The organism is Pseudoalteromonas sp. SWN29 (assembly GCF_015864465.1).
Classification (GTDB): Bacteria; Pseudomonadota; Gammaproteobacteria; order Enterobacterales; family Alteromonadaceae; genus Pseudoalteromonas.
This window is the reverse complement of sequence record NZ_JADYXE010000009.1, coordinates 71725-97213: the sequence shown is the minus strand read 5'-3', so window position 1 is coordinate 97213 and position 25489 is coordinate 71725. Positions and strand designations below refer to the sequence as shown.

The following is a 25489-nucleotide window of genomic DNA, read 5'->3' as shown; positions in this document are numbered from 1 at the left end:
GCGCTGTGGAGTTAAATCCAGAGCAACACAAAGAAGCTGCTTAACAATTTAGGCGACAACTGTCTTGAAAAACGCCGTTCTTCTACTAGGTCTGAATACGTTGAACTTATAAAAACTTGATATTTGGTTGAATTCACAATACTTCCTTGAATTTGAACATGCGCTATAACGCCCTGTTAACAGACAATAAAATCGTTGGTTAAAATAAGCGACGAAGGAGTAAAAACCAACTATTTTTTGTCCTTGTTTAACAGCTTGTTAGGCTACTTTATGTAGACCAGAATTTATAGCCCCTAAAACACCAACAACCAGTAAAATAGATAATAAATACAGGTAATACATACTAAAATAATTGAAATGTTCTTTTTCTAAAAAAGAGCCTTCTTCTTTATCAAATTTAGACAGTAACCATTTGGGGCCGACAAGAAATATTGGATAACCTAAAGTAATAAACCAAACATAAAATAAGTTAATATCTTGATTGGTTAAGCCGTACCAAAACCAAGAAGCTATAGGAATAATAATAGCTAATATTTTAAATAATTTAAGATCAGGTTTTAGGTTCGAGGAATACTTTTTGTTGATTTGATCGAAAGCTACTATTTGTCCTTTTTCCAATAAACGCATCCCAATATTTATTGTAATTGTAAGTAAAATACATGCATGAATTTCATTGTCACTGTAATTAAAACCAATTTTTGAAGTAATAGTAATAATCGGAGTTACTACAAAGTTTTGGTAAAACAATAGTAAATCGGCAATAAACCCTTTCCACTTAAAAATGGTATCGGCTAAAGAAGCGATCGAACTTATAGAAATGAAGAAAAACACTATTAGAAATAATCGACTTGGAAGCGACACATTTCTATAAGAGCTAATCAATTCTTCGTAATCTCCCTTCAACCCCATTGATGATCTCCATATGTGATTTGTGGTAGTAGCCTAACAACTTTTCAGAGGACACTTTCCCTATTTTAGCGCGAAAAAGTCCTTATTTTGTGAACTTACATTAATAGCAAATAGTGTAAGTGATTGCCAGCTATAAATATTATGCTTACTGTAGCTTATGGAAACATGCGGAAAAGAAGAAAGTTTCCTCTTATTCTTACTAAGTTAATGACGACTCATCTGAATGACTATATCTCGCTCATTTTTGTCTGTCAGGTTTCAGGTATTAGCTTCTACATATCAATAGTTAGCTCTGGGTTTAATCGTACTTGGCCTAGCTCTGTTTAAGCATCATATTGTGATGTTTTCTGTAATAGTCCTCGCTATGTTTATGCCTTTAATATATTGCTTAACTGGTTTGTTAGCGTAATTTAAAATAACGATAAAAGCAGCGTGCTTACGTTTTTATTAAAGAAGCTAAATTGTGAAGTGAGTTTTAAATTATTAAAATTTAATGAAGTAGCAATGGTTAGTTTGTAACTTTTATTTTGAAGGATATTTAGTTCTTAAAAGCGCGATGTAAAATCGCGCCTACGAATATATCCAAGCTCGGTACTGTCACTTACTAAAAACTAAGTGCTGCCTCAGAGAATTACTTTCTAAAAGTCATAAAAAAGCCTAAAAGTGGTTACCCGCTTTTAGGCTTAATAATTTTTTGAGTTTAAAAAGCGTATTAAAAATATTTATTCAATACGCAGCTTAACTGCTTTAGCTAAATTAGCTGGCGATCATAATGCTTTTAACATTAACAAATTCACGCATACCAAAACCGCCGTGTTCTCGGCCATAGCCACTGCCTTTAACGCCACCAAACGGTAGGTTAGGTTGTGCTAAACCATAACCATTGATATTAATCATGCCGGTGTCGAAGTGCTTTTTAGCTAGTTCAATGGCTTTTTTCTCATCTTTAGAGAAAATACCACCGCCTAAACCGTAGCGAGAGTCGTTGGCGATGCGCATTGCATCGTCGTTGTCTTTCGCTTTTATTAGCGAAGCTACTGGGCCAAATAGTTCGTCATCGTACGCAGGCATGCCAGGCGATAAGTTATCTAGTAGCGTTGGTGGGTAGTAGTAACCTGTTTGCGATGGAATTTCGCCACCCGTTACTATGTTTGCACCTGCTTTAACTGATTCCATTACTTGGTCATGAATGCCGTCACGTAAATCTTCACGTGCCATTGGACCTAAGTCTGTATCATCTGCCATTGGGTCGCCCATTTTCATGGCTTCAAATTGCTCTTTTATTTGCGCTTTAAAGTCATCATAAAGAGACTCAACCACTACATAACGTTTAGCTGAAACGCAGGTTTCGCCGTTATTAATCATACGGCCTGTTACACAGGTTTTAACTGCTAGCTCTAAATCTGCGTCATCAAGTACTAAGTAGGCATCGTTACTACCAAGCTCAAGTACCGTCTTTTTAGCATGCTTGCCAGCTTCTTCAGCTACTTTTTTACCTGTAGCATCACTACCTGTAAAGGTTACGCCGCTAATTGCTTTGTGCGCGATTAATGAACTTGCTGTTTTACCATCGATAAGTAAGTTGCTAAAGCAATGCTCAGGGAAGCCTGCTTGTTTAAATAAGGTGTCGATTTTTTCAGCCATGCCAAATACGTTACCAGCATGCTTTAATACTGTTGTGTTACCCGCCATAATATTGGCTGCACTGTAACGAATTACCTGATAAAGCGGGAAGTTCCAAGGCTGGATACCTAATAATACGCCCGTTGGTTGGTAGCTAATAATTGCGCGGCCACCTTCCATATCACGTTCTTCGTCGGCAAGTACTTGTGGGCCGTTTTCGGCGGTGTAACGACAAATAGCTGCACACAGCTCAACCTCTTGAAAGCCTTGCTCGTAAACTTTACCCATTTCTTCGGTCATTAGTTTTGCAATAGCTTCTTTTTGATCTTCAAATAGCGATGCTAATTTATTTAAATGCTTAGCACGTTCGGTAAATGAGGTTAAACGCCATTTTAAATATGTTTCGTGAGATTTTTCGATTACCTGCTCAGCTTCCTTTTGAGAAAGTAGTGTGTAGGTATTAATGGTTTGCTCAGTTGCCGGATTAATCGTTTTAACTGTGTTACTCATTTCTATCTCCTTACAAATTAATTATCTATAAGGGTGCAAAACAAAAGCCAGTTAGTATTCATCAATAAATTATTTATAACTGTATGTAATATTTGAGTTTTTATTTTTACTTTTTATAAAAGTATAATTTTTATTTAAAATGCTTTCTGATATGTTCTGTAAATAATGCAATTAGCAGAAAAAGTTACATAGAGATAAAAATGATACGTTTCTTCTAACCTTCACTTACTATTTATTGATTACTACGCACTTATAAAGCTTAGTGCAGCGCTGATAATATAAGGTTGTTTACTCAATATGCTAATACGAGTGCAGCTAAAATTCGCAAATGATTAAAATGGCAAATAAATGAGTCAAACATATGTATTTGAACTGGGCGATAGTTATGCCGAGCTTACACACGTTTTAAAACAAAAGCTGGCGGGGCAATACTCAGTTAAGCAATTCTCCCGAGATACAGTGCTATTACAACAAGGCGAAACGCAGCGTTATGGTTATTTAATTATTGACGGTGTACTTGGCGCTTTGCACTCTACAATTGATGGAGGGCAAAGGTGTAAGGAGTTTTATTTTAAAGATGAATTTGCGCTATTGTTTGCTAATTGGCTTACAAACACAGAGGCTTTTTATCAGTTAAAGGTTATAAAGGCTGCCACAGTTATCGTTGTCCCATTACATATATTTGATAACAGTGAATGGGTCAACATTAAAAACCAGCTTGTTGCTCAGCAGCTTATATTTAAAGAGGCAAAGGAGGCTTTTTTACTACTTAATAGTCCTGAGCAGCGTTATCGTTATTTGTTACTAAAAAAGCCGCACTGGCTTGCACAGCTAAGCTTAACCGAAGTGGCTATGTATATTGGTATATCGGCTATTTCGTTATCACGAATTCGTAAACGACTTAACTTAAGTTAAGGGCAAAAATAGTAAAGCTGGTTAGACTGCTGCTTTTTCAGGAGTCACTATGTTTTTATTTGCTCAGTGCTTGGTAGCCATCGCTACTTTATTAGATTTAGCTTCTTTTCAGTTTAAGTCTCGTTCGCTTATTTTAATGTGTTTATTTAGTTCTGTTTTACTTACGTCAGTTCATTTTTTTATACTTGGCCATGCCAGCGCGGGTAGCCTAATGTTAATTGCTGCAATACGTTATTTATATTGTGTATTTGCTCGAAAAACATGGGTAATGTTGGCGTTTATGTTACTTAGTTGCTTAGCAGTTTATTTTACTTGGTATAGCTGGCTAAGTGGTTTGGCACTTGCTGCAACACTTATTCAGACTTTTGCCTCGTTTCAAAAAAATGATCTGTATTTACGCTTAATTATGGTGGTGGGTACATCGCTTTGGATAAGTCATAATATATTAGTAGGCTCGCCGATAGCTGTATTAATGGAAAGCCTATTTATGGCTAGTAATTTAGTAGGGCTATATCGGTTTTATACCCCTAAAAAATTAGCTTAGGGGTCGGTATATTTCGTTTTTTAAACAGGTAAGTAGACGTTAAAAAAGCTGTTCAGCAATCTTTTTAAGTAAGTAGGTTTCTCGCAAAATAGAAAGCCCTTGTTTTTCGCTGTTGGCAAGCGTGCGCTCGTTATGTGCAATTGCATCATTAATATTAACCCATTTAGCAGTCATGCCATTTTGTTGCTCGTAATGTTCAAGCTGGGCTTTACCAAGTTCGTCGGCAATATTACATACGTAGCAATACGATTTTATATGGATAATGTCAAAATCGTCTTTATACCAAGGACGATACTCTTCGTAGAGTCCAAAGGCTTTTACTACACTTATTTGCTGTGCACCGGTTTCCTCATTTAGTTCGCGTATTAAGCCTTGCTCAATGCTTTCGCCTTCATCCACGCCACCACCAGGCAAGCTGTAATCTTCATAGCGGTTTGTGTACATTAAAAGTATTTTACTATTTTTAATTACAATGGCACGCCCTGTTATACGAGTAAATTGAGTGCCTTGGTCGATATTAATACCTGAATGAATCAGGGTTTTTAATTGCTGCATTTCATCTCCTTTGTGGGATGTTCATACTATCAGTTGCTATCATTGTGTGAATAGGAACGATTTTAATTATTTTTTTGTGATCGATTTTTTTAAGCATACGTAAATATTAAGTTGGTAACATAAATAGTATTGAATCACTTAATTATTTAAGTCATTAGATTTTAAGCGCGCCTTTAAATTAGTATTTATGATGCGTAGAATAAGAAAAAAGCATAGGGATTTATCATGTTAAACATACTTTTAGTAGATGATGACGTCGAGTTTAGTGACGTTGTATGCCACATAGTCGAATTCCTCGGCCACAATATAAGCACCGCAACCAGTTTAAAAGAAGCGCATCAATGGTTTGAAAATAATACCTTTGATCATGTGCTGTTAGATTTTATGTTGCCAGATGGCAGCGGCCTGCATTTACTCGATCATTTAAAAATGATTGGGCAATCTCCAAAAATTACACTTATTTCGGGCCACCCTTCAGTTAAAGGTATTTTAGCTGAAATGTGTGAGCCAAATGTAGGGCATTTATTAAAGCCATTACAACGCGAAGATTTAGAACTGGTTTTAAATGGCCCTAAAAAAGCAGTTAAAAAAGCAAAGTCGAGTGGTATAACGCGTCACTTTGGTGGCTTAATTGGCGAATCAGAGGTAATGCACAAGCTTTACAACATGATTGAACGCGTTGCTAAAACAAATGCTAACGTGATGCTCATGGGTGAAAGTGGTGCAGGTAAAGAAGTTGTAGCTCAAGCTATCCATAACGCCAGCCAGTGTGAAGGCCCGTTAGTGGCGAGTAACTGTGGTGCGCTTTCAAAAGAGTTAATTGGTAGTGAATTATTTGGCCATGAAAAAGGCGCTTTTACCGGTGCTATAGCTCGTAAAGAAGGGGTATTTGAGCAATCAAATAACGGTACTTTATTTTTAGATGAAGTAACCGAAATGCCAATTGATATGCAGCCAAATTTACTGCGAGTGCTTGAAACTAAAAAAGTAACGCGCGTCGGTGGTAACAGAGAAATACCAACAAATTGCCGTGTTATTTCAGCCACTAACCGCTCGCTTACCGATTTAGCGCAAAATAATATTATTCGTGAAGATATTTACTTTAGGCTAGCGGTTTTTCCTATTGATATACCGCCACTTCGCGATAGAAAAGAAGATATTCCTTTATTAGCTAAAGCGTTTTTAGATCAACTTAATGACGAAAATGGCACTGCCTTTAGTTGGACGCCAGCACAGCTTAAAGAGTTGCAAAGCTATGAATGGCCGGGTAACGTGCGCGAAATTCGCCATGCGATACACCGTGCATTTATTATGAGTGATCCGCAAACTAGCGATATTATTTTGCCTGATAATTTAGAATCGCCGTTTTCGCGTGTTAATAATCAAACTGCAGAAAAGCCAGTATCGGCAGGGCAAACAATTGAAGAAGTTGAAAAAGAACTTATTCATGCAACGCTTGATAAAGTGCAAGGTAATAAAACACTTGCTGCGCAAATGTTAGGTATTAGTACAAAAACACTTTATAACCGCCTTAATGCGTATGGCGGTATTGGCGAATATAAATAGATCTGAGGAAGGGTATGACATCAGACAATAAAACAGAGCAGCTTAATAAATTAGTACACGATGCAAGAGGGCCGCTAAATCGTATTTCGATGAATGCCGAGCTTATTAAATTGGTACTTGAAAACGATATGCCAAAGGAAAAAGCGTTAGATGCACTTGATAAAATTATCAATAATTGCCAACAGTGCAGCGAAAGTTTACAAAAAATATCAGACTCTCAATAAATACAGTGTTGTTTAAACACTAACTCGGGAAGCTAATGAACAAGCAAAAACATCAAAGCAAAGCGAATATTACTTGGGCAGCTTTTATAGTTGTTGTGTTGAGTATTATTGTAGGTAACGCATTTTTAGCATTGAACACTATTCAAGGTTTAACACAAACCCAAAAGAGTTTAGACAACACAAGTATGCTGACAACGGCAATTGAGCAATTGCATTTATCTATAGTGCAGGCTGAGTCGGGTCAGCGTGGTTATTTATTAACGGAAGAGGCTGATTATTTAACGCCTTACTATGATGCGATTGGGCAAATACAGGCACAAACAGATCATGTTAAATCGCTCCACTCTGAAATTGATGGCCAAGCAGATCGTATTGCTCAGTTACTAGTGCTTGTAGATAGTAAAATTAACGAGCTTAAAAAAACCGTTAACCTTGCACTTGATGATAGAGAAAGACGTGCATTGTATGTGTTAAATACACATAAAGGGCGAGATCTTTATAGGCAAATCCGTGAACACGTAAATGAAATACAAGACCGCGAATTACTTTTCAAAGTGAGTCATTTTTCAAAGTTAGCAAAGATAAAAAATGAGGCTAAAATTACGTTTGCTATAACGGCAATAACAAGTGCACTACTTATTATTGGTATGTTTGTAATGACGCGTCTTAATTTAAGAAATGCTGCAAAGTATCGTTTTGAGCTTGAAAAACAAAACGAAACATTAGCAACGAAAGTGTCTGAACGTACGCAAGAATTAACGTTGTATTCTGACGAGTTGAGCCGAAGTAACCGAGAGCTTGAAGAGTTTGCTTTTGTGGCGAGCCATGATTTACAAGAACCACTTAGAAAAATTCAAGCCTTTAGCGATCGTCTTGAAACAATGTTTAAAGATGAACTTGGTGAAAAAGGGATTGATTACATTGGCCGTATGAAAAATGCAGCTCAACGTATGTCTAACTTAATAAACGACCTATTAGAGTTTTCGCGTATAGCAACGCGTGGTAAAGACTTTGACGATACAAATTTAAACGAAGTGGTAACCGATATATTAAGTGATTTAGAAATTGCGATAGATGAGTCTAATACACAAGTAGATGTAGAAGACTTACCGGTTATTCAGGCTGATAAAAGCCAAATGCAGCAATTGTTTTTAAATTTGTTGTCGAATGCGGTGAAATTTAGACGCCCAGATGTAAGTCCACATATTAAAATTAGTTACCAGCATGAAAATATATTTAGTGCTGATCATAATACCGAATTAAGTTTTCAAGTTATTACAATAGAAGACAATGGCATTGGTTTTTCACAAGACTACGCCGATAAAATATTTGTACCGTTTCAGCGTTTACATGGCCGCTCAGAGTATAAAGGCACGGGTATTGGCCTTTCTGTATGTAGGCGTATTGTGGAGCGTCATGGCGGAACAATTACAGCCCAAAGTAAAGACGGTGAAGGTGCAACTTTCACCATAAAACTACCTGTGGAAGCTGCGCTTTTCACATTGCAAGGAGAGGCTTAAATGCCCTATACAAAAGTAAAACCGATTACTATTTTAATGGCAGATGATGATGAAGATGATCGTTTGTTAACACAAGATGCCCTTGCCGAAAGCCGTGTTCTTAACGAACTTCACTTTGTTGAAGATGGCGTTGAGTTACTTGAATACTTAGAGCGTAGAGGTAAGTTTGAAGACAAGACAACATCGCCTCGCCCTGGGCTTATATTACTTGATTTAAACATGCCTAGAATGGATGGTCGCGAAGCGCTTGAAGCAATTAAAGCAAACCCTAATTTAAAGGGTATTCCGGTTGTAATTTTAACTACGTCTAAGCAAGAAGAAGACATGGTTAAAGGCTATAACCTAGGCGCTGCATCTTACATTACAAAACCAGTAACGTTTGATGGCCTAGTTGATTTAATGAAAACACTTGGAAAATACTGGGTAGAATTTGTAGAGCTACCAACAACATTTAACGATTAATGGAGATTGTATGTTAGATAAAGTGACTCAGTTGCTGCTTGTAGAAGATGATGAAGATGATTACATACTCACCTGCGACTATCTGGACCAATTGGATTCACACACGTTTAACATTCAATGGATAAGCTCCCCTGAGCAGGCAATTGAAACGCTTAGCAAAAATGAGCACGACATTTGCCTGCTTGATTACCGCTTGGGTGCATCTAATGGTTTAGATGTATTAAAAGAAGCCATTACTAACGGCTTTAGCGGACCTATTATTATGCTTACCGGGCAGTCAAACGACGAACTAGATTCGGCGGCACTTGATGCTGGCGCGGTAGATTATTTAATAAAAACAGAAATGAGCTCTAGCCGCTTTGCGCGTGCTATTCGCTATGCTTTGGCGCGTAAAGATGTTGAAGGTGAGCGAGTAGAGCGCTTAAAAGCGGAAGCTGAAAACCGTTCTAAAGACCGCTTTTTAGCCCATTTGAGCCACGAATTACGAACTCCTCTATCGTCTATTTTAGGTTATACAGAACTATTAATGCAGAGCGACTTTAGTCAGCAAGCAGAAAATGAGTTAGGTGTAATTTATCGAAACGGTAAACACTTATTGAGCCTATTAAACGATGTGCTCGATTTATCTAAAATAGCCGCCGATAAATTAGAGCTAACCTTAAGTGAAGTTAACCTTGATAGCATGCTTGCCGATGTATACACGTTAATGCGCGTATCGGTGCTTGATAAAGGGCTTACGCTACGCTTTGAATCACATCAGCCATTGCCTTTAGTTGCACGACTTGATGCAACAAGAGTTCGCCAAATTTTAATAAATTTAATAAATAATGCGGTTAAGTTTACCGATAAAGGCGAAATTGTTGTTAATGCGTGGACGCAGTGGGTTGATGACACCGAAATGCTGTTTTTTAGTATTAAGGATTCAGGAATGGGTATAGCCCCTGAAAAACAAGAACTGATATTTAAACCGTTTGAGCAAATAGCTGATGTAGAATCGCGCTCTGTAGGTGGTGCAGGTCTTGGCTTAGCAATATGTGCTGAGCTGTTAGCGCGTATGCACGGTGATATTAGTTTGCACTCTGAAGTTGGTAAAGGCTCTACGTTTACTATTTCGGTTTACCCAGGTGATATTAGTGAAGTAGAGCGCCAAGTACTTAACTTTAGCAGTGCGCCGCAACTACAAAGTAAACTGGCTCCTTGTAAAGTACACGGAAGAGTATTGGTTGTTGATGACTTGCGCGACTTACGCATGCTAGTTGGTCATATGATCAGTACCTGTGGCGCGCGAGTAGACTACGCAGAGCATGGCCAGCAAGCACTTGAAAAAGTACGCATAGCAGATGCGTATAAATCGCCTTATGATATTATTTTTATTGATATTCATATGCCTGTAATGGGCGGCAAGGAAGCTACCATAGAGCTTAGAAAAATGGGCTACAAAGGCCCAATAATTGCGCTCACTGCTGCTACTATGAAAGGAATACATGAAGAACTTGCTGCGCTTGGCTTTAATGATGTAATACCAAAACCGGTTGATAGCACTGCTTTGTATCAATGTTTGCAAGATTATTTGGTAGCGCCAGAACATGCTCCTCAAGCCAAAGATATAAATAGTAGTTCGGACTTAACAGAGAAAAAACAGCGCTTTTTACTTGTAGAAGACGATCACGATGCAGCGCAAATTACACAGCTACTTTTAGAAAGTTTAGGTGTAGAAACTGTGATTGCGTCTAGCTGCGCGCAATGTTTGCAAATACTTAATCACGACCAACAATTTAATAAAGTATTGTTAGATATGCATTTACCTGATGGGTGTGGCGTTGATTTAGGTCAGCAAATTAACGACCGTTACCCTGAACTACGCTTAGTGATTGTAAGTGGAGCTGAGCCAGACCCAAGAGAAATAAAAGATTTAAATATTGACCGAGTTTTACTTAAACCTATTAATTTGAGCTTGTTAGAAACACTAATTAGCTAGGGCCTGTTTATCTTTCGAGGTTGAATTTGCAGCAGTATGTTTGGTATTTAGGCAAGGCAGAGCCTGTATAGTGTGGTTACTCCCCATAAATAGGCGATAACGTAGAACAAATGCCAAACATGCGCTGCCCGAAGGGTTCTGCCCAGGGACTATTTACTTTTTGTTGCCTACATGGATTTAGGTCTGTCTCTTATACACAAGTCTTTGAATATCGATAAGTCTGTGATCTAATCGATCATCATCACTCATAGATTTATCGTATGCACACAAACACTTCTGAAGAATGGGCTCAATTAATTTTTGGTAACGCTAATTTAGGAGATCCGAGACGCACCCGACGATTAGCTCTACTAGCAAGCGATATGGCTGAGAATGCAGACAGCTCAATTGTTAAGGCTTCTGATACACCCGCAAAAATTGAAGCCGCTTATCGTTTCATTAGAAATGAGAAAATATCCCCTCAAGCGATTGCAGATTCAGGGTTCTCACAAACGAGTGAAGCGGTAAAGCAGTTGCCTTTGGTTCTCGCTATCCAAGATACGACAGGATTGACATTTAAACACAGTGTTTGCAAAGAATTAGGCGATGTGAACTGTGCAAATACATTAGGAAAACCATCAAAAACAAGAACGCTATATGCGCATTCAACTTTAGCAATTGATGCAAATACGGAGCACGTTATTGGTTTACTCGACCAGTACTATTGGTTTAGGAAATCAAAGGTTAAAGGGACTAAAGTTCAACAACAGCAACGCCCTTACGAAGAGAAAGAAAGCTATCGCTGGCAACAAACATTAATGGATATAAAAAAACGTACAGGTGAATTATCAAACATACTTAACATCTGCGACAGAGAAGCTGACATTTATGAGTACATGACTTACCAAAAAGATGAAGGGCATCGATTTTTAGTCAGAGCAAAAGAAAATAGAAAATTAATAGAGCCTCAATGCAATCTCAATCAGTTAATAGAAACAGCGCAGGGTCAGTGTTGTTACACTATTAATATAGCGCAACGTGCGGGAAGAAAAGCGCGTCAGGCCCGAATTACATTGAGCTATCAACCTATAAGACTCGCCAAGCCTAAGCGAGTTCAAGGGCAAGAATCACCGACATTGAGTGTCAATGTCATTGTCTGTCAGGAAAAAGAAAGTACACAAAAAAATCCATTATGTTGGATTTTATATACGACAGAGCCCGTAAATACAGCAGAAGATGCCCAGAAATTAGTAAGATACTATGAACTTCGTTGGCGTGTAGAGGAGTTTCATAAAACATGGAAAACAGATGGAACCGAAGTAGAAGATTTACGTTTGCAACACAGTGATAATATTTTACGAATTGCGATCATTAAAGCGTTTATTGCTGTCAGGTTATTACAGCTGCAAAATATGGCGCAAAGGAGTGAATTAGACAAAGAAGTGAGATGTACAACTTGTGTTAAAGAGATGACGTGGAAATTACTATGGGCAAAGGTTGAAAAGGATGTGTTGCCGGATAAAGTACCGTCTATTCATTGGCTATACTATAGTTTAGCGAAATTGGGAGGGTGGTATGACAGTAAAAGAAATGGTCGAGTTGGCGTAAAAGCACTCTGGAAGGGGTGGTTGAAATTAGCAGAAATGGTCGAATCTGCCGAATTGTTAATATCAATTCAGCAGACAGAAAAGTTGTGATCAAGAGACAGGGATTTAGGTAAGGGGCGTGAGCAGGACGCGGAAGCTTTGCTCGGTTTTTACTTATTCTTACATGGATGTAAGCCAGTAGAGTAACGCAGGAGCAGTTACCGAGCCCACTAGGTTACAAACCTCGCGCCGCGATTAAATAGCCCCTAGATTGAACAAATTTCAATCCTGAAAGGTCAACAGGCCCTATTAACTGAGATGTTATTATATGCATTCAATAAAGTTATTATCTGAGAAATTAACACCATCAAAAGTAGTCTGTGTTGGCCGTAACTATACCGCACACATTGCAGAGCTAAATAACGAAACGCCAGATCAAATGGTTTTATTTAATAAGCCAAATAGCGCAATTACTAATACGTTATTTGCAGCTCACAACGGCGATACGCTGCATTATGAAACCGAGTTGTGTTTTGTCATTAAAAATAAAAAGTTTGTAGGGGTTGGGCTCGGCCTTGATTTAACTAAGCGCACTGTGCAAAGTAAATTAAAAAATAAAGGGCTACCTTGGGAGCGGGCTAAAGCGTTCGACGGGTCTGTTATTTTAAGTGACTTTGTTGAATTAACAGATGCAATGCAGCACTTTACCTTTGAACTTAAAATTAATAATGAAGTGACTCAGCGAGGGGATACTCATTTTATGCTGCATAACCCAGATTCAATTTTACAAGAAATTAGTGAATTTATGAGCTTAGAAGATGGTGACGTAGTAATGACAGGCACACCGTCGGGCGTAGGCGAGGTAACACCTAAAAGTATTTTCTCTGTTGCGCTTTATGCTAATGATCAGTGCTTGCTTGAGCATCAGTGGATCGTGAACTAAAAATACGGTTAAACAGACACTTAAACAGCCAATTAAATGTGATTTAATTGCCTGTTTAAGTTTGTATTAATAGGGCATTGGATGGTTTCTAAAAATAGCATCAATACTTGTCAGTATTTCACTGTTTAGCGTTATATCAAATGCATCAATATCTTCTTTTAATTGCGCCATACTTGTCGCGCCAATAATTGAGGACGTAACACCATCAACTTGGTTACACCATGCTAGCGCAAGCTGCGCTGGGGTAATATTATTTGCATAAGCCAGCTCAACATATTGCTTAGTTGCTTGTTCTGCATTGGGTGTATCTCTAAAAATACCGTTGCGCTGCATGAAGGTCCATCGAGAGCCTTCAGGGCGAGCACCATTTAAGTATTTACCCGTTAATAAACCGGCAGCCAGAGGCGACCATGGTAAGTAGGCAATCTCTTCATGAACACATTGCTCTATTAAATATGGCCAATCTTTAGCATGCGCTAGGCTAAATTCGTTTTGAATAGACACCATACGCGGTAAGTTATGCTCTTTAGCTAAACTTAAAAACTGGCTGATACCCCATGGCGTGTCGTCAGATAAACCGCAGTGCTTAATTTTTCCTGCTTTTACACATTCATTAAGGCCTTCTAGAATATCGAGCATACTAGCTTGCTGTTCTTGTGTATTTACGTCGGTAAATTTAAGCGTGCCAGGCCACTGCCTACCAAAATGTGGTGTTGAACGGTTTGGCCAATGTAACTGATATAAATCGATGTAGTCGGTTTGAAGGCGCTTGAGTGAATCGTCCACGGCTTCTATTACTGTTTGGCGAGTAATATTGCCACCATCACGTACCCACGATAAGCCATTGCCTGCAATTTTTGTGGCAAGTACTACATCGCCGCGTTTTTGTTTATTACGCGATAGCCAATCGCCAATAATTTCCTCTGTTTTACCATAGGTCTCTGGAGAAGGAGGCACAGCATACATTTCGGCTGTATCAATAAAGTTTACGCCTTGCTCTAGCGCGTAGGCTATTTGCTCATCCGCATCGCTTTGAGTATTTTGTTTGCCCCAAGTCATACTGCCTAGGCACACTCTAGATACGTCTACACCACTGCTACCTAGTGGACTGTATTTCATAAAAATTCCTTAGCTAAATTAGTGTTGAGCGTGGCTAGTTAAAGCCGATAAAAGAGGCTCAGAAATCGCAGCTTTTTGCCCTGTTGTAAAATCAAACATGACAACTTTAGAAGTACCCGTTGTTGTTATAGCCTTTTGAACATGGCTGTAAACGGTGTAATTCATGGTGAAGCGGTCTGTTTTTATATCAGTAATAGTAACACCCACTGTAAGCGTATCGGGAAAGGTGACAGGGCGTTTATAGCGAATATTATTTTCGCTAATTACTGGGCCCACACCATTTGGGCTTATTGTGTCGAACAGATTTATTTTATTTAAAAAGTCGATTCGGGCTATTTCAAAGTAACGTAAATACACTACATTATTTACGTGTTGCAGTGCATCCATATCAGCCCATGCTACGGTGATGTCGGTATGAATAGGGTGCTGATCTTTAAACGTTTGCATTATGTATTGGCCCTTAATTTTAAAGCACTTAGATTATCAATATGGTGTTATGAGCTCAAGGTAATTAGAGTATGTTTTTTTGTAAGATGATTGTACCTATTTAATTTTAGGTCTAAAGTTAAGTGGCACGGTAAAAACACACAAGACAAAAACACACAGAGGTATGTATGCAAAATATAATTAATTGGTTTTTAGCTTGTTTGGTTTTTATAGCCTCTTTCACCTGTTATGCAATGGGTAACGTATCTGGCGCTATTATTTTAATGCTAGCGGGGTTTTTATTCGAGGTTATATTTTGGCTACGCGGTTATAAAGAGCCTGAAGACAATAAACGCTTTTTTTAATCGCTAACTAGGGCCTGTTGACCTTTCAGGATTAAAATTTGTTCAATCTAGGGGCTATTTAATCGCGGCGCGAGGTTTGTGACCTAGTGGGCTAAGTAAAAACCGAGCAACAAAGAGTAAATTGCCCCTAGGCAGAACCCTTCGGGCAGCGTATGTTTGGCATTTGTGCTACGTTATCGCCTATTTATGGGGAATAACCACACTACATAGGCTCTGCCTTGCCTAAATACCAAACATACTGCTGCAAATTTAACCTCGAAAGATAAACAGGCCCTAGGCTTGCTTATCACAATTGATTCTATAATAATGACTGTATAAATAACCAGTCGTTATAGTGGTGATGAAAAAGTTTATTCACATAGACATGGATTGCTTTTACGCAGCAGTAGAAATGCGAGATAACCCAAAACTTGCACATGTACCGCTTGCTATTGGAGGCAATAGCCGACGAGGCGTGCTCTCAACTGCTAACTATATAGCGAGAGAGTATGGCGTGCGCTCGGCTATGTCGAACTATCATGCTAAACAATTATGCCCCGATTTAGTTATTGTTCCTGGGCGCATGGCTGTATACAAAGAAGCTTCAAACCAGATACGCGAAGTATTTAACCGCTACACAGACTTAGTTGAACCTCTTTCTTTAGACGAAGCCTACCTTGATGTAACAGACAGTAGTGCTTGTAAAGGCAGTGCCACGCTTATAGCACAGCAAATAAGAGCGGATATTTACACAGCCACAGGGCTTACTGCATCGGCAGGTATTGCACCTATTAAGTTTATTGCCAAAATAGCCAGCGACGAAAAAAAACCGAATGGTCAATTTGTAGTTTTGCCTCACGAGGTCGATGACTTTTTGGCGCAATTACCGCTGGGTAAAATTCCGGGTGTAGGTAAAGTAACACTCGAAAAACTCAATTTAAAAGGGTTATATACCGGCAAAGATGTACGCGAAAAAGGCGTAAATTGGATGCAGCAACATGTAGGTAATTTTGGTGTGTCGCTTTATCAAAAATGTGCAGGTGAGTATGTTGGTAAAGTATCGACAGATCGCATAAGAAAATCGCTGAGTGTTGAACATACCTACGAATACAATAAAACAAGTTTGCAAGAGTGCCTAGATGAGCTTCCAAAACTGTTAGACGAATTAGTTTTAAGGCTTAATAAGCAACAATTACAAAACCGTATTAATAAGCTGAGTGTTAAGGTGAAGTTTGCAAATTTTGTAGTAACCTCAGCCGACCAAGCATATCACGAGCTGAATACTGAAATACTTGTTCAACTACTTACCAAAGCCTATCAACGAGGTCTACAACAGCCTGTTCGGTTACTTGGTATAGGCGTTGGCATTAAAAACGAACCAGAGCAAAACTTCCAACTGAGTATTCTTGATTAAGCTGTAAAGCCTGTAACTCCAAGTTGCCATTTATTGGCAACTTGTATAATTAGCTCATCGCACCTTGCTGGTCTTCAATATTTAAATCGACGATAATAGGGGCTTATGTTTTCTAACAGGACTTTATTTATGGCATACCCTCAAGCGGTTAGTGCAAGCCTTGAATGCACATCTCATGATGCGCTTATTATTATTAGTGATGACTTTTCTCAATTACCAAACAATTCATTACGTGACGCTATTTTAGCGCAGGCAAAAGTTGATTCTCGCATTGGTAAGCAAGTTACTTTATTAGTGATTGAAAACAAACGCGTTGTACTTGCGCCAACCGGTCCGTTAAATAGAGATTACGACGACGTTCGTCGCTATTTTGATGCAGCTAAACTAGCAATTAACGAAGCAAAAGCATCGGGCAGTGTTAATCCTGCATTATTGTTACCAAATTTAAATGGTGATAGCCGTTACCAACATGCGCTAGAAGTTGCTTATTTAGGTGCTTGCCAAGCATTATGGCAGCCATTAGAGGCGCGTGAATATCACGGTGAAGGTATTGAGCCTATTACTCAAATTGCCTTAATGGGCGCGAACGAGCAAACAATTAAAGCAGTTAATGCCATTGCAGCAGGGCAGTATGCAGCACGTGATTTATGTGGCACTGAACCAGAGCGTATGGCTCCACCACGTTTTGCTGATTACTGCGTTGATTTGTTTAAAGGCTCAAATGTGGCCGTTGATGTAATTGATGATATTACTGCTATTGATAAAAACTACCCAATGCTAAGTACGGTTGCTCGTGCATCATACGCAGTTGAGCGCCATCACCCACGTGTTGTTAAGCTTGAATATGTACCAGAGGGCGAAATTACTCGTACACTTATGTTTGTAGGTAAGGGCCTTGTATACGATACAGGCGGTGCAGATCTAAAAGTAGGCGGCCATATGGCAGGCATGAGCCGTGATAAAGGCGGCGCAGCATCTGTTGCGGGCTTTATGAAAGCTGTTGCAGATTACCAACCTAAAGGCGTTAAAGTAGTATCGTATTTAGCTGTTGTTCGTAATTCTATTGGTTCAGATTGTTTTGTGCCAGATGAAATTATTACTAGCCGCGAAGGTGTACGTGTACGCATTGGTAATACCGATGCAGAAGGGCGTTTAGCAATGGGCGATCTACTTAGCGAAATGAAAGATTTAGCTAAAACGCAGGTTAATCCAACGTTATTTACTGTTGCTACATTAACGGGTCATGCGGCTCGTGCAATGGGTCCTTACGGTGCGTATGTTGAAAATGGCCCAGCTCGAAGCGCTGGTGTATCTCGTCAAATTGCTGACCTTGGAGATTTGTGGGCTGATGGCGCTGAAGTATCGCGTTCTCGCCGTGAAGATTACGACTTTATTAAACCACGCACACTAGCTGACGATGTTTTATCTAGCAATAACGCGGCATCGGCTGTTACCGCTCGTGGTCATCAGTTCCCAATGGCATTTATGGCTATTGTTGGTGGGCTTGATAAACACGGTAACGACTCTGCACAGCCTTTACCTTATGTGCATATGGATATTGCGGGTAGCGGTGTTGAAGGTGGTGATTGGCAGCACGGTAAGCCAACTGCCGCATCAGTAACGAGCTTGTTTGCACGTTACTGTTTGTAAGCTAAAAACTTACATGCAATAAAAAAGCCCTGTTAATTCAGGGCTTTTGCGTTTCATGATAACGGTATCGCTATCAATCTAATTTAAAGCGATTAACTACGCTCGAAAGCCCTTGGCTACTTTGCTTAAGGTTATCGCTGGCATTTGTAAGCTGTTTAGTATTATTAAGTGACTGCTCTGTTGATTGAGATAGCTCGTTAATACGTAAATTAACCTCGTCGGCAGCTTGAGTTTGCTGCTCTGTAGCACGTGCAATTTGGCTGTTCATTTCGGTAATAATTGAAACAAGTCGTTCTATTTCATTAAGTGAAGTATTGGCAGACGACGCCTGATCTACGGTAGAAACCGAAAGTGCTTGGCTTGATTTAACTGCTTCAACAGCTGCCTTTGCACCTTCTTGTAGTTTAGTGATCATGATTTGAATTTCGTCTGTGCTTTGCCCTGTACGGCTTGCCAATGTTCTTACTTCATCTGCAACAACTGCAAATCCTCGGCCGTGCTCTCCTGCGCGAGCAGCCTCAATGGCGGCGTTTAATGCCAGTAAGTTTGTTTGCTCCGATATACTTCTGATTACATCAAGTACAGAACCTATATTATGACTCTCGTTGGCTAAATCTTCTGTCACGCGGCTAACGGTTTCTATGTTACTTGAAAGTGTTTCTATGGCTGTTATTGTTTGCGCCACCACATTTTTACCCGTTGATGCGTTTTTTGCTGCATCTTTAGCTGCTTGCTCTGCGGCTTCGGCGTTACGGCTCACATCATGTATTTGGTGAGTCATTTGCTCCATGGCAGCTGCAACTTGGGTTGAGCTATCGTTTTGAAGCTCAATAAATGAGTGGCTCGTTTTACTTGATTCGTCAACGGTATGCGCATGCTCGCTTACGTCGCTTGCGCTTTGTGATACATGAACAAGCGATTCTCGCATTTTTAAAACAAATAAATTAAACGAGTGTGATAGTTCAGATATTTCATCGTTACCGGATTCATTTAATGTACGAGTTAAATCGCCTTCGCCTTGTGAAATATCTTTCATCATATCGGCTGCTAAACGAGTAGGTATTAAAATGCTTTTGCCTATAAAGTAACTAAGTAAAATAACAGCAATAATCATAATTGTTGCACTGACGACTATAAGGTTTCGTTGCTCACTAAATGCTTCGTCTATTGAGTCAAGATAAACCCCTGAGCCAATAATCCATTGCCACTGATTAAAACCTTTAACAAATGCGATTTTTTCAACTGGTTTTTCTTTACCTGGTTTTGGCCATTTATAAGGTATAAACCCTTCACCATCACGCTTAACTATATTAGCCATTTCTACAAAGAGCGCCTTGCCATCTGGATCTTTATTATTACTTAAATCTTTATTATCGAGAGCAGGCTTCATTGGATGCATTATCATTGTAGGCTGATAATCATTTATCCAAAAATAATTAGTATTGTCATAGCGCAGTGCTTTTATTGTTTCAAGAGCTTGCGTTTGAGCTTGCTGCTGGGTGAGTGAGTTACTTTGCTCAAGGTCATAAAAGTGCTCGATTATACTGTACGCAGTTTCTACTACATTTTGTGTTTTAAGGTACTGCTCGTTTTTAAGAGAGCTATATTGGTGAGTTAGGCTAGCTACACTAAGCGCTATAAGCCCAAATATCACAATTGCTATGAGCAGCGAGAAACGTTGAAATATACTAAAACTACGTAAACTAGGCATACATTTATCCTCAAAAAGTGTGCGCTTTAGCGCATAGAATAAGCGTAGCTAAAAAGAGAGTTTAATCTAGGCTTAACAACCATTAATGCAAAAAAAAGGCTGATTTATCAATCAGCCTTTAGTCTACTTTTTAAACTTGTTTAACTATTTAACATCAAAATGACGATTAAAGAAGTTTGTAATTGTTTGATGCAAGTGCGTTTGCACTTGTTTACCACGTAGGCTGTGCTTAGAGCCTGGGTAGGTCATCATTTCAAACTGTTTTTCGTTATCTTGTAGTTGTTTAAACAATTTAGTTGAATGCGTAAACAACACATTGTCGTCGGCCATTCCATGATAAATCATTAATGGACCTTTTAAGCCATCTGCGTATGGGAATACTGCGCTGTCCTCATAACCTTTAGCATTTGTATCAGGGTGACCTAAATAGCGCTCAGTGTAATGCGTATCGTATAGAGCCCAATCAGTTACTGGAGCACCCGATACGCCTGCTTGAAAGTAATCGCCCGCTTTAAACATAGTCATAAGTGCCATGTAGCCACCGTAACTGTGGCCATAAACACCAATGCGTTGTGGGTCTACGTAATCAAGTGTTCGTAAAAACTCTACGCCTTTAATTTGATCGGCAACTTCCACTACACCTAAGTGTTTATAAATAGCATCTTCAAACTTTTTACCACGGTTGTACGAACCACGGTTATCTAGTTGAAAAATTACATAACCTTGCTGTGCCATGTACTGAAAGTACAAGTTTTTGCTGCGCCAGCTATTCGTTACTCGCTGAGCATGCGGGCCGCCGTACACATTAACAATAACAGGGTGCTTTTTGCCATCGGTTACGTTACTTGGCTTAAATAAACGGTAATGCATAACTTGGCCATCTTCGGCTTTAATTGTGCCGTATTCTGGTTTTGTTAAATCGCTTAAATAAGGGGTAAGCGGGTGGTTACTATCTAGCTTGTTTTCTTCAAGCCATGTAATAAATTCGCCGTTTATTTTGCGAAGCGCTGCTGAGTTTGGTGTGTTATCAGATGAGCTATTGTCGATAAAGGTTTTGCTGTCTTTTGCTAGCACAACACTGTGGTATTTACCTTTTTCGGTGATACGTTTAGCATCGCCTTTTTTAAATAAAGGCGCACTGTATAAATGGCTCTCAAGAGGAGTGTCTTTACGACCAGCAAAGTACACAATGCCTTTTTTCTCATCAATGCCTTTTAAGCTATCAACAGCCCAATCGCCAGAAGTAATTTGGCGAACAAGTTGACCGTTTGTGCGATACAGATATAAGTGTTTAAAACCGTCGCGCTCAGATGCCCATACAAAGTGCTTTTTGTCTTTTAAAAACTCAAGATCAAAATGTAGGTTAATCCACGTATCGCTGTTTTCGGTTAATGCTACTTTTTGTGCTTTAGTTTCGCTGTTATAAAAACGCAGCTCTAATTTATGTTGTGAGCGATTTTGCCATTGGTACGACAATGTATTGCCGTCTTTCAGCCATTTAGCACGCGCTATATAAATGTCTTCATCTTTACCTAAATCAATCCAATCTACTTTTTGATCGTTAAGTTTAACAACACCCAGTTGAATTTTAACGTTGTCGGTACCTGTAAACGGGTAGCGTTGGTTAAATAACTTAACTTCATCAGCGTAAATTTCGTTACGGATAGCTTCTTTTACTGGTGTTTCGTCAACACGGGTATAGGCAATTTTAGTTTCATCCCCTGACCACCAATAACCGGTCATGCGGCTCATTTCTTCTTGAGCAACAAACTCGGCCATACCGTTTTTAATTACGCCACCGCCATCTTTACTAAGCTGAATCTCTTTACCTGATTCAAGCTCTAAAGCGAATAGATTTTGCTCTCGAATAAACGATACGTAGTTACCTTTAGGTGAAAAGCGTGCATCGGTTTCAAATGTTTCAGTGTCAGTTAGCTTTTTACTTTTACCAGAGGCTAAATCGTAATAATAAAGGTCGCCGTTAAGTGGGAATAAAAGTGCTTTACCGTCTTTAGACCATTTGTACTCAAGTATGCCTTTACCAAAAATACGTTGGCGTTCGCGGCGGGCTTTTTCTTCATCTGATAGATTTTCTGGGCCTGAAAATAACTTTGCCGAATCAACTAGCACACGGTTGGTGTTATCTTTTAAATTGTATTCCCATAAATCATAGCGGTTGTAGTCATCGCTTTTACCTTGCAGGTAAGTTACACGGCTGCCATCAGGCGAAAATTTAAGTTGTACAGGTGATTTACCAGAAAGGCTTGGATCGTCAAAAATACGTTCCAACGATAAAGGTTTTGCTTGAACACTAATAGCGCCAACCATTAACGGTAGGGCTAGTGAGAGGTGTTTTATTTTTTTTAGCACAAGGTTGCCTTAGCTTATTATAAATATTGTTTTGATGTTAAAGCCAAGCGTGTGCAACTGCAACTAAATGCTATAAAGTGGCGATTATTAAAGACAAAGTAGGACATAACAATGACGAACCCTCAATTTGAACTTGCACCAGAGCTTAAACGCGACTGTATAGAACTTGCCGACTGGCCGCTGTGTAAAGTACTTTTATTAAACGATAGCCAGTATCCGTGGTTTGTATTAGTGCCAAGGCAGGCTAACTTAAGAGAAATAATTGATTTATCTGAGGATGATCAAGTAGTTTATTTAAAAGAGTCAGCCAAGTTAAGTAAGTTATTAATGGATGTGTTTAGTCCGGATAAGTTAAACGTAGCGGCTTTAGGTAATATGGTACCGCAATTACATATTCATCATATTGCGCGCTTTACGAGTGATGCTGCTTGGCCTGCGCCAATTTGGGGTAAATTTCCTGCAGTCCCTTATACTGATGAGCAAATAGTAAAATTAAAAACCCATTTTTAATAGCTGTTCGGGTTTATTTATCTTTCGGGGTTAAATTTTTAGTAGTCTGTTTAGTTTTTAGATAAGGCCGAGTTTATGTTTATGTTGTGCGTCTGCTTCGCATAAATAGGCGATAACGTAGTATAAATGCCAAATATGCGCTGCCCTAGGTCGAAAAAATTTTAATACTGAAGGTCAACAGACTCTAATCAATAAGGAATAAAATGAAACTAATCAATCAACTTTGTACGGGTTTATTTATTGTCGCATTATCAGGTGGGTACTTTGCTGTTGCAACTGAGCAGCCAGTTAACACTGAAATTGTTAAAAAAACAGACATACAAAATTTAGTTGAACATAGTAATCATGTTTACTCTGCCGCCCAACCTAGTGCAGAGCAAATTAAGCTGTTGTCACTTGCAGGTGTAAAGCATGTAATAAACCTACGCTCCCCTAGTGAACAAACGTGGGATGAAGGTGAGCTTGTGCGATCTTTAGGGATGAGCTATCACGCATTACCTATTGCAGGTGCGAAGGATGTTACTGTTGAAAATGCGCGTAATTTAACAAACTTACTTAATGAGTTTGAGGGAGAATCGATTTTAGTGCATTGCGCAAGTAGCAATCGAGTTGGAGCGTTGATTGCAATTTCAGCACATGAGCAGGGTCTTGATGTAGAGGCCGCGCTTGATAAAGGAAAACGCTGGGGTATGAAAAGTCTAGAGCCTGTAGTGCGTGAAGTGGTAAACGATAAATAATAAAAAAGCGCTGCAGTTATAAACTACAGCGCTCTTAAATTATCGCCGTGCTAGGTTATTTTAAACCTAGTACTTCCTTACCTTGTTTAAACGTAACATCTACAGGGATATTTGCTTTGCTTAGTTTTTCTAAGTCTTTAGCAAGTTCTTCTTTAATATCACCATGAGTTGCGATTAGTTGATCTACTTTTTCGTAATCGCCATCACCTTGTAAGGTTAAAATTAAGCGAGATAGGTCAGCAATAGCAGTGCTCATTTTTTCCATGTTTATACTATATAAGCCCGCTTCATTTTTAGAAAACGCGCCTTCTTGTGCAAAAAAGTTAAAGCGGATCATATTCGCTTGACCATGCGCACTTGATGCACCAAAACGTACTGAGCGAAATATGCCAGCCATAAACGTCGTGTAGTAATCTTCAAGTGTACCTTCAGTGATCTCGCCTTTTTTAAGCAATTGCTCAACCATGTACAAACCTAAAATATCGGCTTTGCCTTCCTCTAGTGCACTCGCGTGCTCTTGTAATGATTGACGAACAGTTCCTTTACCAGTGATTGTATTTTTAATACCTAAACCGTGAGCGACTTCATGGAACATTGTATTGGCAAAAAAGGCATCAAAAGTAATGTGTTTACGCTGCTCAGGTACAATTAACTGCTCTGAAATTGGCACTAAAATTTTATCAAATTTAGCGCGCATCGCATTTTTAAGTTGCAGGCGACGAGTCCCTTTTTCTAACTGTACTTGCTCATCGTTAGGTAAGTTAATTGCAATTGTTTTGCTGCCAGCGTTTGAATGCCCTGCGTAGTAAACAACATCATAGGCATTTAGATCGGCGTCAGAGCCTGGTACTTCTTGTTTGTACTTGGCATCAACTGGTAAGTCTTTTTGAAGTTCAGGTAAAAATGCTGCAAATTTAGCTAAACGTTCGCTCCATTTTAAATCTTTAATAAGTACGTAAGATTCATAAGCAGCACGGTAACCAAATAATTGATCTTCATAAGTTTCAATTGGGCCAATAACCACATCTACTGGGTTGTTTTTCATGTCCATCCAAGCAAAGTCAGAAACTTGAAAGTCATCTTTTTGTAGAGCGTCAGCACGCAGGTTTAGGTAATTAGCAAACTCTTTATCATCGGCAAGTTTACTTGCTTCACGTAAAAGGTCGGCTGTTTTTGCAAGCTCAACGGCATACTCTTTTGAATATGGCACACTATAAAGCTTACCTTGCTCATCACGCTTAATTACAGAGTAAAGCCCTGTTTTGTCTTCAATATCTGCATTGTTTAACTCTTCTTTAGTTATATCGGCAGGGTAAAACTGTGCGCCAAGAGGCTTTTCTTTATAGCTAGATAAAAACGCTTCATCGCCATTTAAACGGTCCCATGGGCCGTAGTTAATATCGGCAAATTTACGTACTTTTTCGTCACCTAACTTTGCTAAAAAAGCATCTTTATTCTCACCAAAAGATTGCTTCCAAAATAACTCGTCCATTATTTTTGAAGCATCAATAAGCTTTCCAACCATCGCTCTTTGGTTGTCGCTCAAGTGTGATAAATCACTTTTCAAGCTAAAGTCGGTGTAAATATCTAAACGTTGTTTATCTGCATTAATAAGCTTAGGACCTGATTGTGCACTGCTTTTTTGAGCAAGCTCTACGGCTGTGTTGTCGGTAGAAGACGGTGCTTGTTCAGAACATGCACTAAGAAAAACAACACCAGAGAGCATAATTGCTTGGCTAATTTTATTTAAGATCATTATATTGCCTGTTAAAAAGTAAGTTTAATAATTGTACTGCTTTAGTTAAAAGGCTAAATACGTACAAACGCTTCCTTATTGTGAGTGCATTAAAGCAAAACTAAATGGTAAATAGCAAGTATTTGGCGTTGTAAGGCA

The 25489-nt window shown here is 39.0% G+C and carries 22 protein-coding genes; 14 read left to right on the top strand and 8 right to left on the bottom strand.

What is annotated here, in order from left to right; genetic code table 11:
• Positions 1-258: 258 nt before the first annotated feature.
• Together I6F53_RS05450 and I6F53_RS05445 are read right to left on the bottom strand one after the other, a co-directional pair.
• Positions 259-909, bottom strand: a complete 651-nt coding sequence (locus I6F53_RS05450) for a hypothetical protein (protein ID WP_197238803.1) — start codon at positions 907-909, stop codon at positions 259-261.
• A 756-nt stretch (positions 910-1665) separates the two neighbouring features.
• Complete coding sequence (locus I6F53_RS05445; protein WP_197238802.1) at positions 1666-3042, bottom strand: NAD-dependent succinate-semialdehyde dehydrogenase; 1377 nt, start codon at positions 3040-3042, stop codon at positions 1666-1668.
• Between the two features lie 348 nt (positions 3043-3390).
• Between I6F53_RS05445 and I6F53_RS05440 the strand changes: the two genes are divergently transcribed.
• Positions 3391-3957 (top strand): Crp/Fnr family transcriptional regulator, encoded by a 567-nt coding sequence (locus I6F53_RS05440; RefSeq protein WP_197238800.1) that lies wholly within the window; start codon positions 3391-3393, stop codon positions 3955-3957.
• A 49-nt stretch (positions 3958-4006) separates the two neighbouring features.
• Positions 4007-4501: a YgjV family protein gene (locus I6F53_RS05435; RefSeq protein ID WP_197238799.1), complete on the top strand. Its 495-nt coding sequence runs from the start codon at positions 4007-4009 to the stop codon at positions 4499-4501.
• Between the two features lie 39 nt (positions 4502-4540).
• On the opposite strand, the gene I6F53_RS05430 is transcribed toward I6F53_RS05435, so the two are convergent.
• Positions 4541-5056: an NUDIX hydrolase gene (locus tag I6F53_RS05430; protein ID WP_165727626.1), complete on the bottom strand. Its 516-nt coding sequence runs from the start codon at positions 5054-5056 to the stop codon at positions 4541-4543.
• Positions 5057-5281: 225 nt separating this feature from the next.
• Between I6F53_RS05430 and I6F53_RS05425 the strand changes: the two genes are divergently transcribed.
• The 7 genes from I6F53_RS05425 to I6F53_RS05395 all read left to right on the top strand — a co-directional run bounded on the left by I6F53_RS05425 (position 5282) and on the right by I6F53_RS05395 (position 13314).
• The gene (locus tag I6F53_RS05425; RefSeq protein WP_165727625.1) at positions 5282-6622 is read left to right on the top strand and encodes a sigma-54-dependent transcriptional regulator; all 1341 of its coding nucleotides are present in this window, start codon (positions 5282-5284) and stop codon (positions 6620-6622) included.
• A 14-nt stretch (positions 6623-6636) separates the two neighbouring features.
• The gene (locus I6F53_RS05420; RefSeq protein WP_166420498.1) at positions 6637-6846 is read left to right on the top strand and encodes a histidine kinase dimerization/phospho-acceptor domain-containing protein; all 210 of its coding nucleotides are present in this window, start codon (positions 6637-6639) and stop codon (positions 6844-6846) included.
• A gap of 35 nt (positions 6847-6881) precedes the next feature.
• Positions 6882-8366 (top strand): sensor histidine kinase, encoded by a 1485-nt coding sequence (locus I6F53_RS05415; protein ID WP_166420497.1) that lies wholly within the window; start codon positions 6882-6884, stop codon positions 8364-8366.
• Positions 8367-8828 (top strand): response regulator, encoded by a 462-nt coding sequence (locus tag I6F53_RS05410; protein WP_197139911.1) that lies wholly within the window; start codon positions 8367-8369, stop codon positions 8826-8828. It begins immediately after the preceding gene.
• 10 nt (positions 8829-8838) lie between these two features.
• Positions 8839-10806, top strand: a complete 1968-nt coding sequence (locus tag I6F53_RS05405; RefSeq protein ID WP_197238797.1) for a hybrid sensor histidine kinase/response regulator — start codon at positions 8839-8841, stop codon at positions 10804-10806.
• Positions 10807-11066: 260 nt separating this feature from the next.
• The gene (locus I6F53_RS05400) at positions 11067-12482 is read left to right on the top strand and encodes an IS4 family transposase (RefSeq protein WP_197238795.1); all 1416 of its coding nucleotides are present in this window, start codon (positions 11067-11069) and stop codon (positions 12480-12482) included.
• A 217-nt stretch (positions 12483-12699) separates the two neighbouring features.
• Entirely contained in the window at positions 12700-13314 is a 615-nt protein-coding gene (locus I6F53_RS05395; protein WP_197238794.1) for a fumarylacetoacetate hydrolase family protein, read from the top strand.
• Between the two features lie 66 nt (positions 13315-13380).
• Here the strand turns inward: I6F53_RS05395 and I6F53_RS05390 are convergent, their stop codons facing one another.
• Both I6F53_RS05390 and I6F53_RS05385 read right to left on the bottom strand, forming a co-directional pair.
• Positions 13381-14433, bottom strand: a complete 1053-nt coding sequence (locus I6F53_RS05390) for an aldo/keto reductase (protein WP_197238793.1) — start codon at positions 14431-14433, stop codon at positions 13381-13383.
• Between the two features lie 18 nt (positions 14434-14451).
• Positions 14452-14880, bottom strand: coding sequence for an acyl-CoA thioesterase (locus I6F53_RS05385; protein WP_197179947.1), 429 nt, complete (start codon positions 14878-14880; stop codon positions 14452-14454).
• Positions 14881-15047: 167 nt separating this feature from the next.
• Between I6F53_RS05385 and I6F53_RS05380 the strand changes: the two genes are divergently transcribed.
• The 3 genes from I6F53_RS05380 to I6F53_RS05370 all read left to right on the top strand — a co-directional run bounded on the left by I6F53_RS05380 (position 15048) and on the right by I6F53_RS05370 (position 18267).
• Positions 15048-15224 carry a hypothetical protein gene (locus I6F53_RS05380; RefSeq protein WP_197179945.1) on the top strand — a complete coding sequence of 59 codons (177 nt, stop codon included), beginning with the start codon at positions 15048-15050 and terminating at the stop codon, positions 15222-15224.
• A 340-nt stretch (positions 15225-15564) separates the two neighbouring features.
• Positions 15565-16617, top strand: a complete 1053-nt coding sequence (gene dinB, locus I6F53_RS05375) for a DNA polymerase IV (protein WP_166420491.1) — start codon at positions 15565-15567, stop codon at positions 16615-16617.
• 129 nt (positions 16618-16746) lie between these two features.
• On the top strand, positions 16747-18267 hold the full coding sequence (locus I6F53_RS05370) for a M17 family metallopeptidase (protein WP_197238791.1): 1521 nt from the start codon (positions 16747-16749) through the stop codon (positions 18265-18267).
• Between the two features lie 73 nt (positions 18268-18340).
• Here the strand turns inward: I6F53_RS05370 and I6F53_RS05365 are convergent, their stop codons facing one another.
• On the bottom strand, positions 18341-19978 hold the full coding sequence (locus I6F53_RS05365; protein ID WP_166420489.1) for a methyl-accepting chemotaxis protein: 1638 nt from the start codon (positions 19976-19978) through the stop codon (positions 18341-18343).
• A gap of 144 nt (positions 19979-20122) precedes the next feature.
• Positions 20123-22348, bottom strand: a complete 2226-nt coding sequence (locus tag I6F53_RS05360; RefSeq protein ID WP_197238790.1) for a S9 family peptidase — start codon at positions 22346-22348, stop codon at positions 20123-20125.
• Positions 22349-22459: 111 nt separating this feature from the next.
• Here I6F53_RS05360 and I6F53_RS05355 point away from each other — a divergent pair, with 111 nt between their 5' ends.
• Together I6F53_RS05355 and I6F53_RS05350 are read left to right on the top strand one after the other, a co-directional pair.
• A complete protein-coding gene (locus tag I6F53_RS05355) occupies positions 22460-22858 on the top strand; it encodes an HIT domain-containing protein (RefSeq protein ID WP_197238788.1) in 399 nt (132 codons plus the stop codon).
• A 203-nt stretch (positions 22859-23061) separates the two neighbouring features.
• Complete coding sequence (locus tag I6F53_RS05350) at positions 23062-23595, top strand: fused DSP-PTPase phosphatase/NAD kinase-like protein (protein ID WP_197238787.1); 534 nt, start codon at positions 23062-23064, stop codon at positions 23593-23595.
• Between the two features lie 55 nt (positions 23596-23650).
• On the opposite strand, the gene I6F53_RS05345 is transcribed toward I6F53_RS05350, so the two are convergent.
• The gene (locus I6F53_RS05345; RefSeq protein ID WP_197238786.1) at positions 23651-25351 is read right to left on the bottom strand and encodes a dipeptidyl-peptidase 3 family protein; all 1701 of its coding nucleotides are present in this window, start codon (positions 25349-25351) and stop codon (positions 23651-23653) included.
• Positions 25352-25489: the final 138 nt, after the last annotated feature.

Bases quoted from the DNA above. Each gene is read 5' to 3' on its own strand.
- I6F53_RS05450 (WP_197238803.1), bottom strand. From the start codon at position 909: ATGGGGTTGAAGGGAGATTACGAAGAATTGATTAGCTCTTATAGAAAT.
- I6F53_RS05350 (WP_197238787.1), top strand. From the start codon at position 23,062: ATGAAACTAATCAATCAACTTTGTACGGGTTTATTTATTGTCGCATTA.
- I6F53_RS05420 (WP_166420498.1), top strand. From the start codon at position 6,637: ATGACATCAGACAATAAAACAGAGCAGCTTAATAAATTAGTACACGAT.
- I6F53_RS05385 (WP_197179947.1), bottom strand. From the start codon at position 14,880: ATGCAAACGTTTAAAGATCAGCACCCTATTCATACCGACATCACCGTA.
- I6F53_RS05440 (WP_197238800.1), top strand. From the start codon at position 3,391: ATGAGTCAAACATATGTATTTGAACTGGGCGATAGTTATGCCGAGCTT.
- I6F53_RS05425 (WP_165727625.1), top strand. From the start codon at position 5,282: ATGTTAAACATACTTTTAGTAGATGATGACGTCGAGTTTAGTGACGTT.
- I6F53_RS05435 (WP_197238799.1), top strand. From the start codon at position 4,007: ATGTTTTTATTTGCTCAGTGCTTGGTAGCCATCGCTACTTTATTAGAT.
- I6F53_RS05400 (WP_197238795.1), top strand. From the start codon at position 11,067: ATGCACACAAACACTTCTGAAGAATGGGCTCAATTAATTTTTGGTAAC.
- I6F53_RS05445 (WP_197238802.1), bottom strand. From the start codon at position 3,042: ATGAGTAACACAGTTAAAACGATTAATCCGGCAACTGAGCAAACCATT.
- I6F53_RS05430 (WP_165727626.1), bottom strand. From the start codon at position 5,056: ATGCAGCAATTAAAAACCCTGATTCATTCAGGTATTAATATCGACCAA.
- I6F53_RS05405 (WP_197238797.1), top strand. From the start codon at position 8,839: ATGTTAGATAAAGTGACTCAGTTGCTGCTTGTAGAAGATGATGAAGAT.
- I6F53_RS05390 (WP_197238793.1), bottom strand. From the start codon at position 14,433: ATGAAATACAGTCCACTAGGTAGCAGTGGTGTAGACGTATCTAGAGTG.
- I6F53_RS05395 (WP_197238794.1), top strand. From the start codon at position 12,700: ATGCATTCAATAAAGTTATTATCTGAGAAATTAACACCATCAAAAGTA.
- I6F53_RS05415 (WP_166420497.1), top strand. From the start codon at position 6,882: ATGAACAAGCAAAAACATCAAAGCAAAGCGAATATTACTTGGGCAGCT.
- dinB (WP_166420491.1), top strand. From the start codon at position 15,565: ATGAAAAAGTTTATTCACATAGACATGGATTGCTTTTACGCAGCAGTA.
- I6F53_RS05410 (WP_197139911.1), top strand. From the start codon at position 8,367: ATGCCCTATACAAAAGTAAAACCGATTACTATTTTAATGGCAGATGAT.
- I6F53_RS05365 (WP_166420489.1), bottom strand. From the start codon at position 19,978: ATGCCTAGTTTACGTAGTTTTAGTATATTTCAACGTTTCTCGCTGCTC.
- I6F53_RS05380 (WP_197179945.1), top strand. From the start codon at position 15,048: ATGCAAAATATAATTAATTGGTTTTTAGCTTGTTTGGTTTTTATAGCC.
- I6F53_RS05370 (WP_197238791.1), top strand. From the start codon at position 16,747: ATGGCATACCCTCAAGCGGTTAGTGCAAGCCTTGAATGCACATCTCAT.
- I6F53_RS05355 (WP_197238788.1), top strand. From the start codon at position 22,460: ATGACGAACCCTCAATTTGAACTTGCACCAGAGCTTAAACGCGACTGT.
- I6F53_RS05345 (WP_197238786.1), bottom strand. From the start codon at position 25,351: ATGATCTTAAATAAAATTAGCCAAGCAATTATGCTCTCTGGTGTTGTT.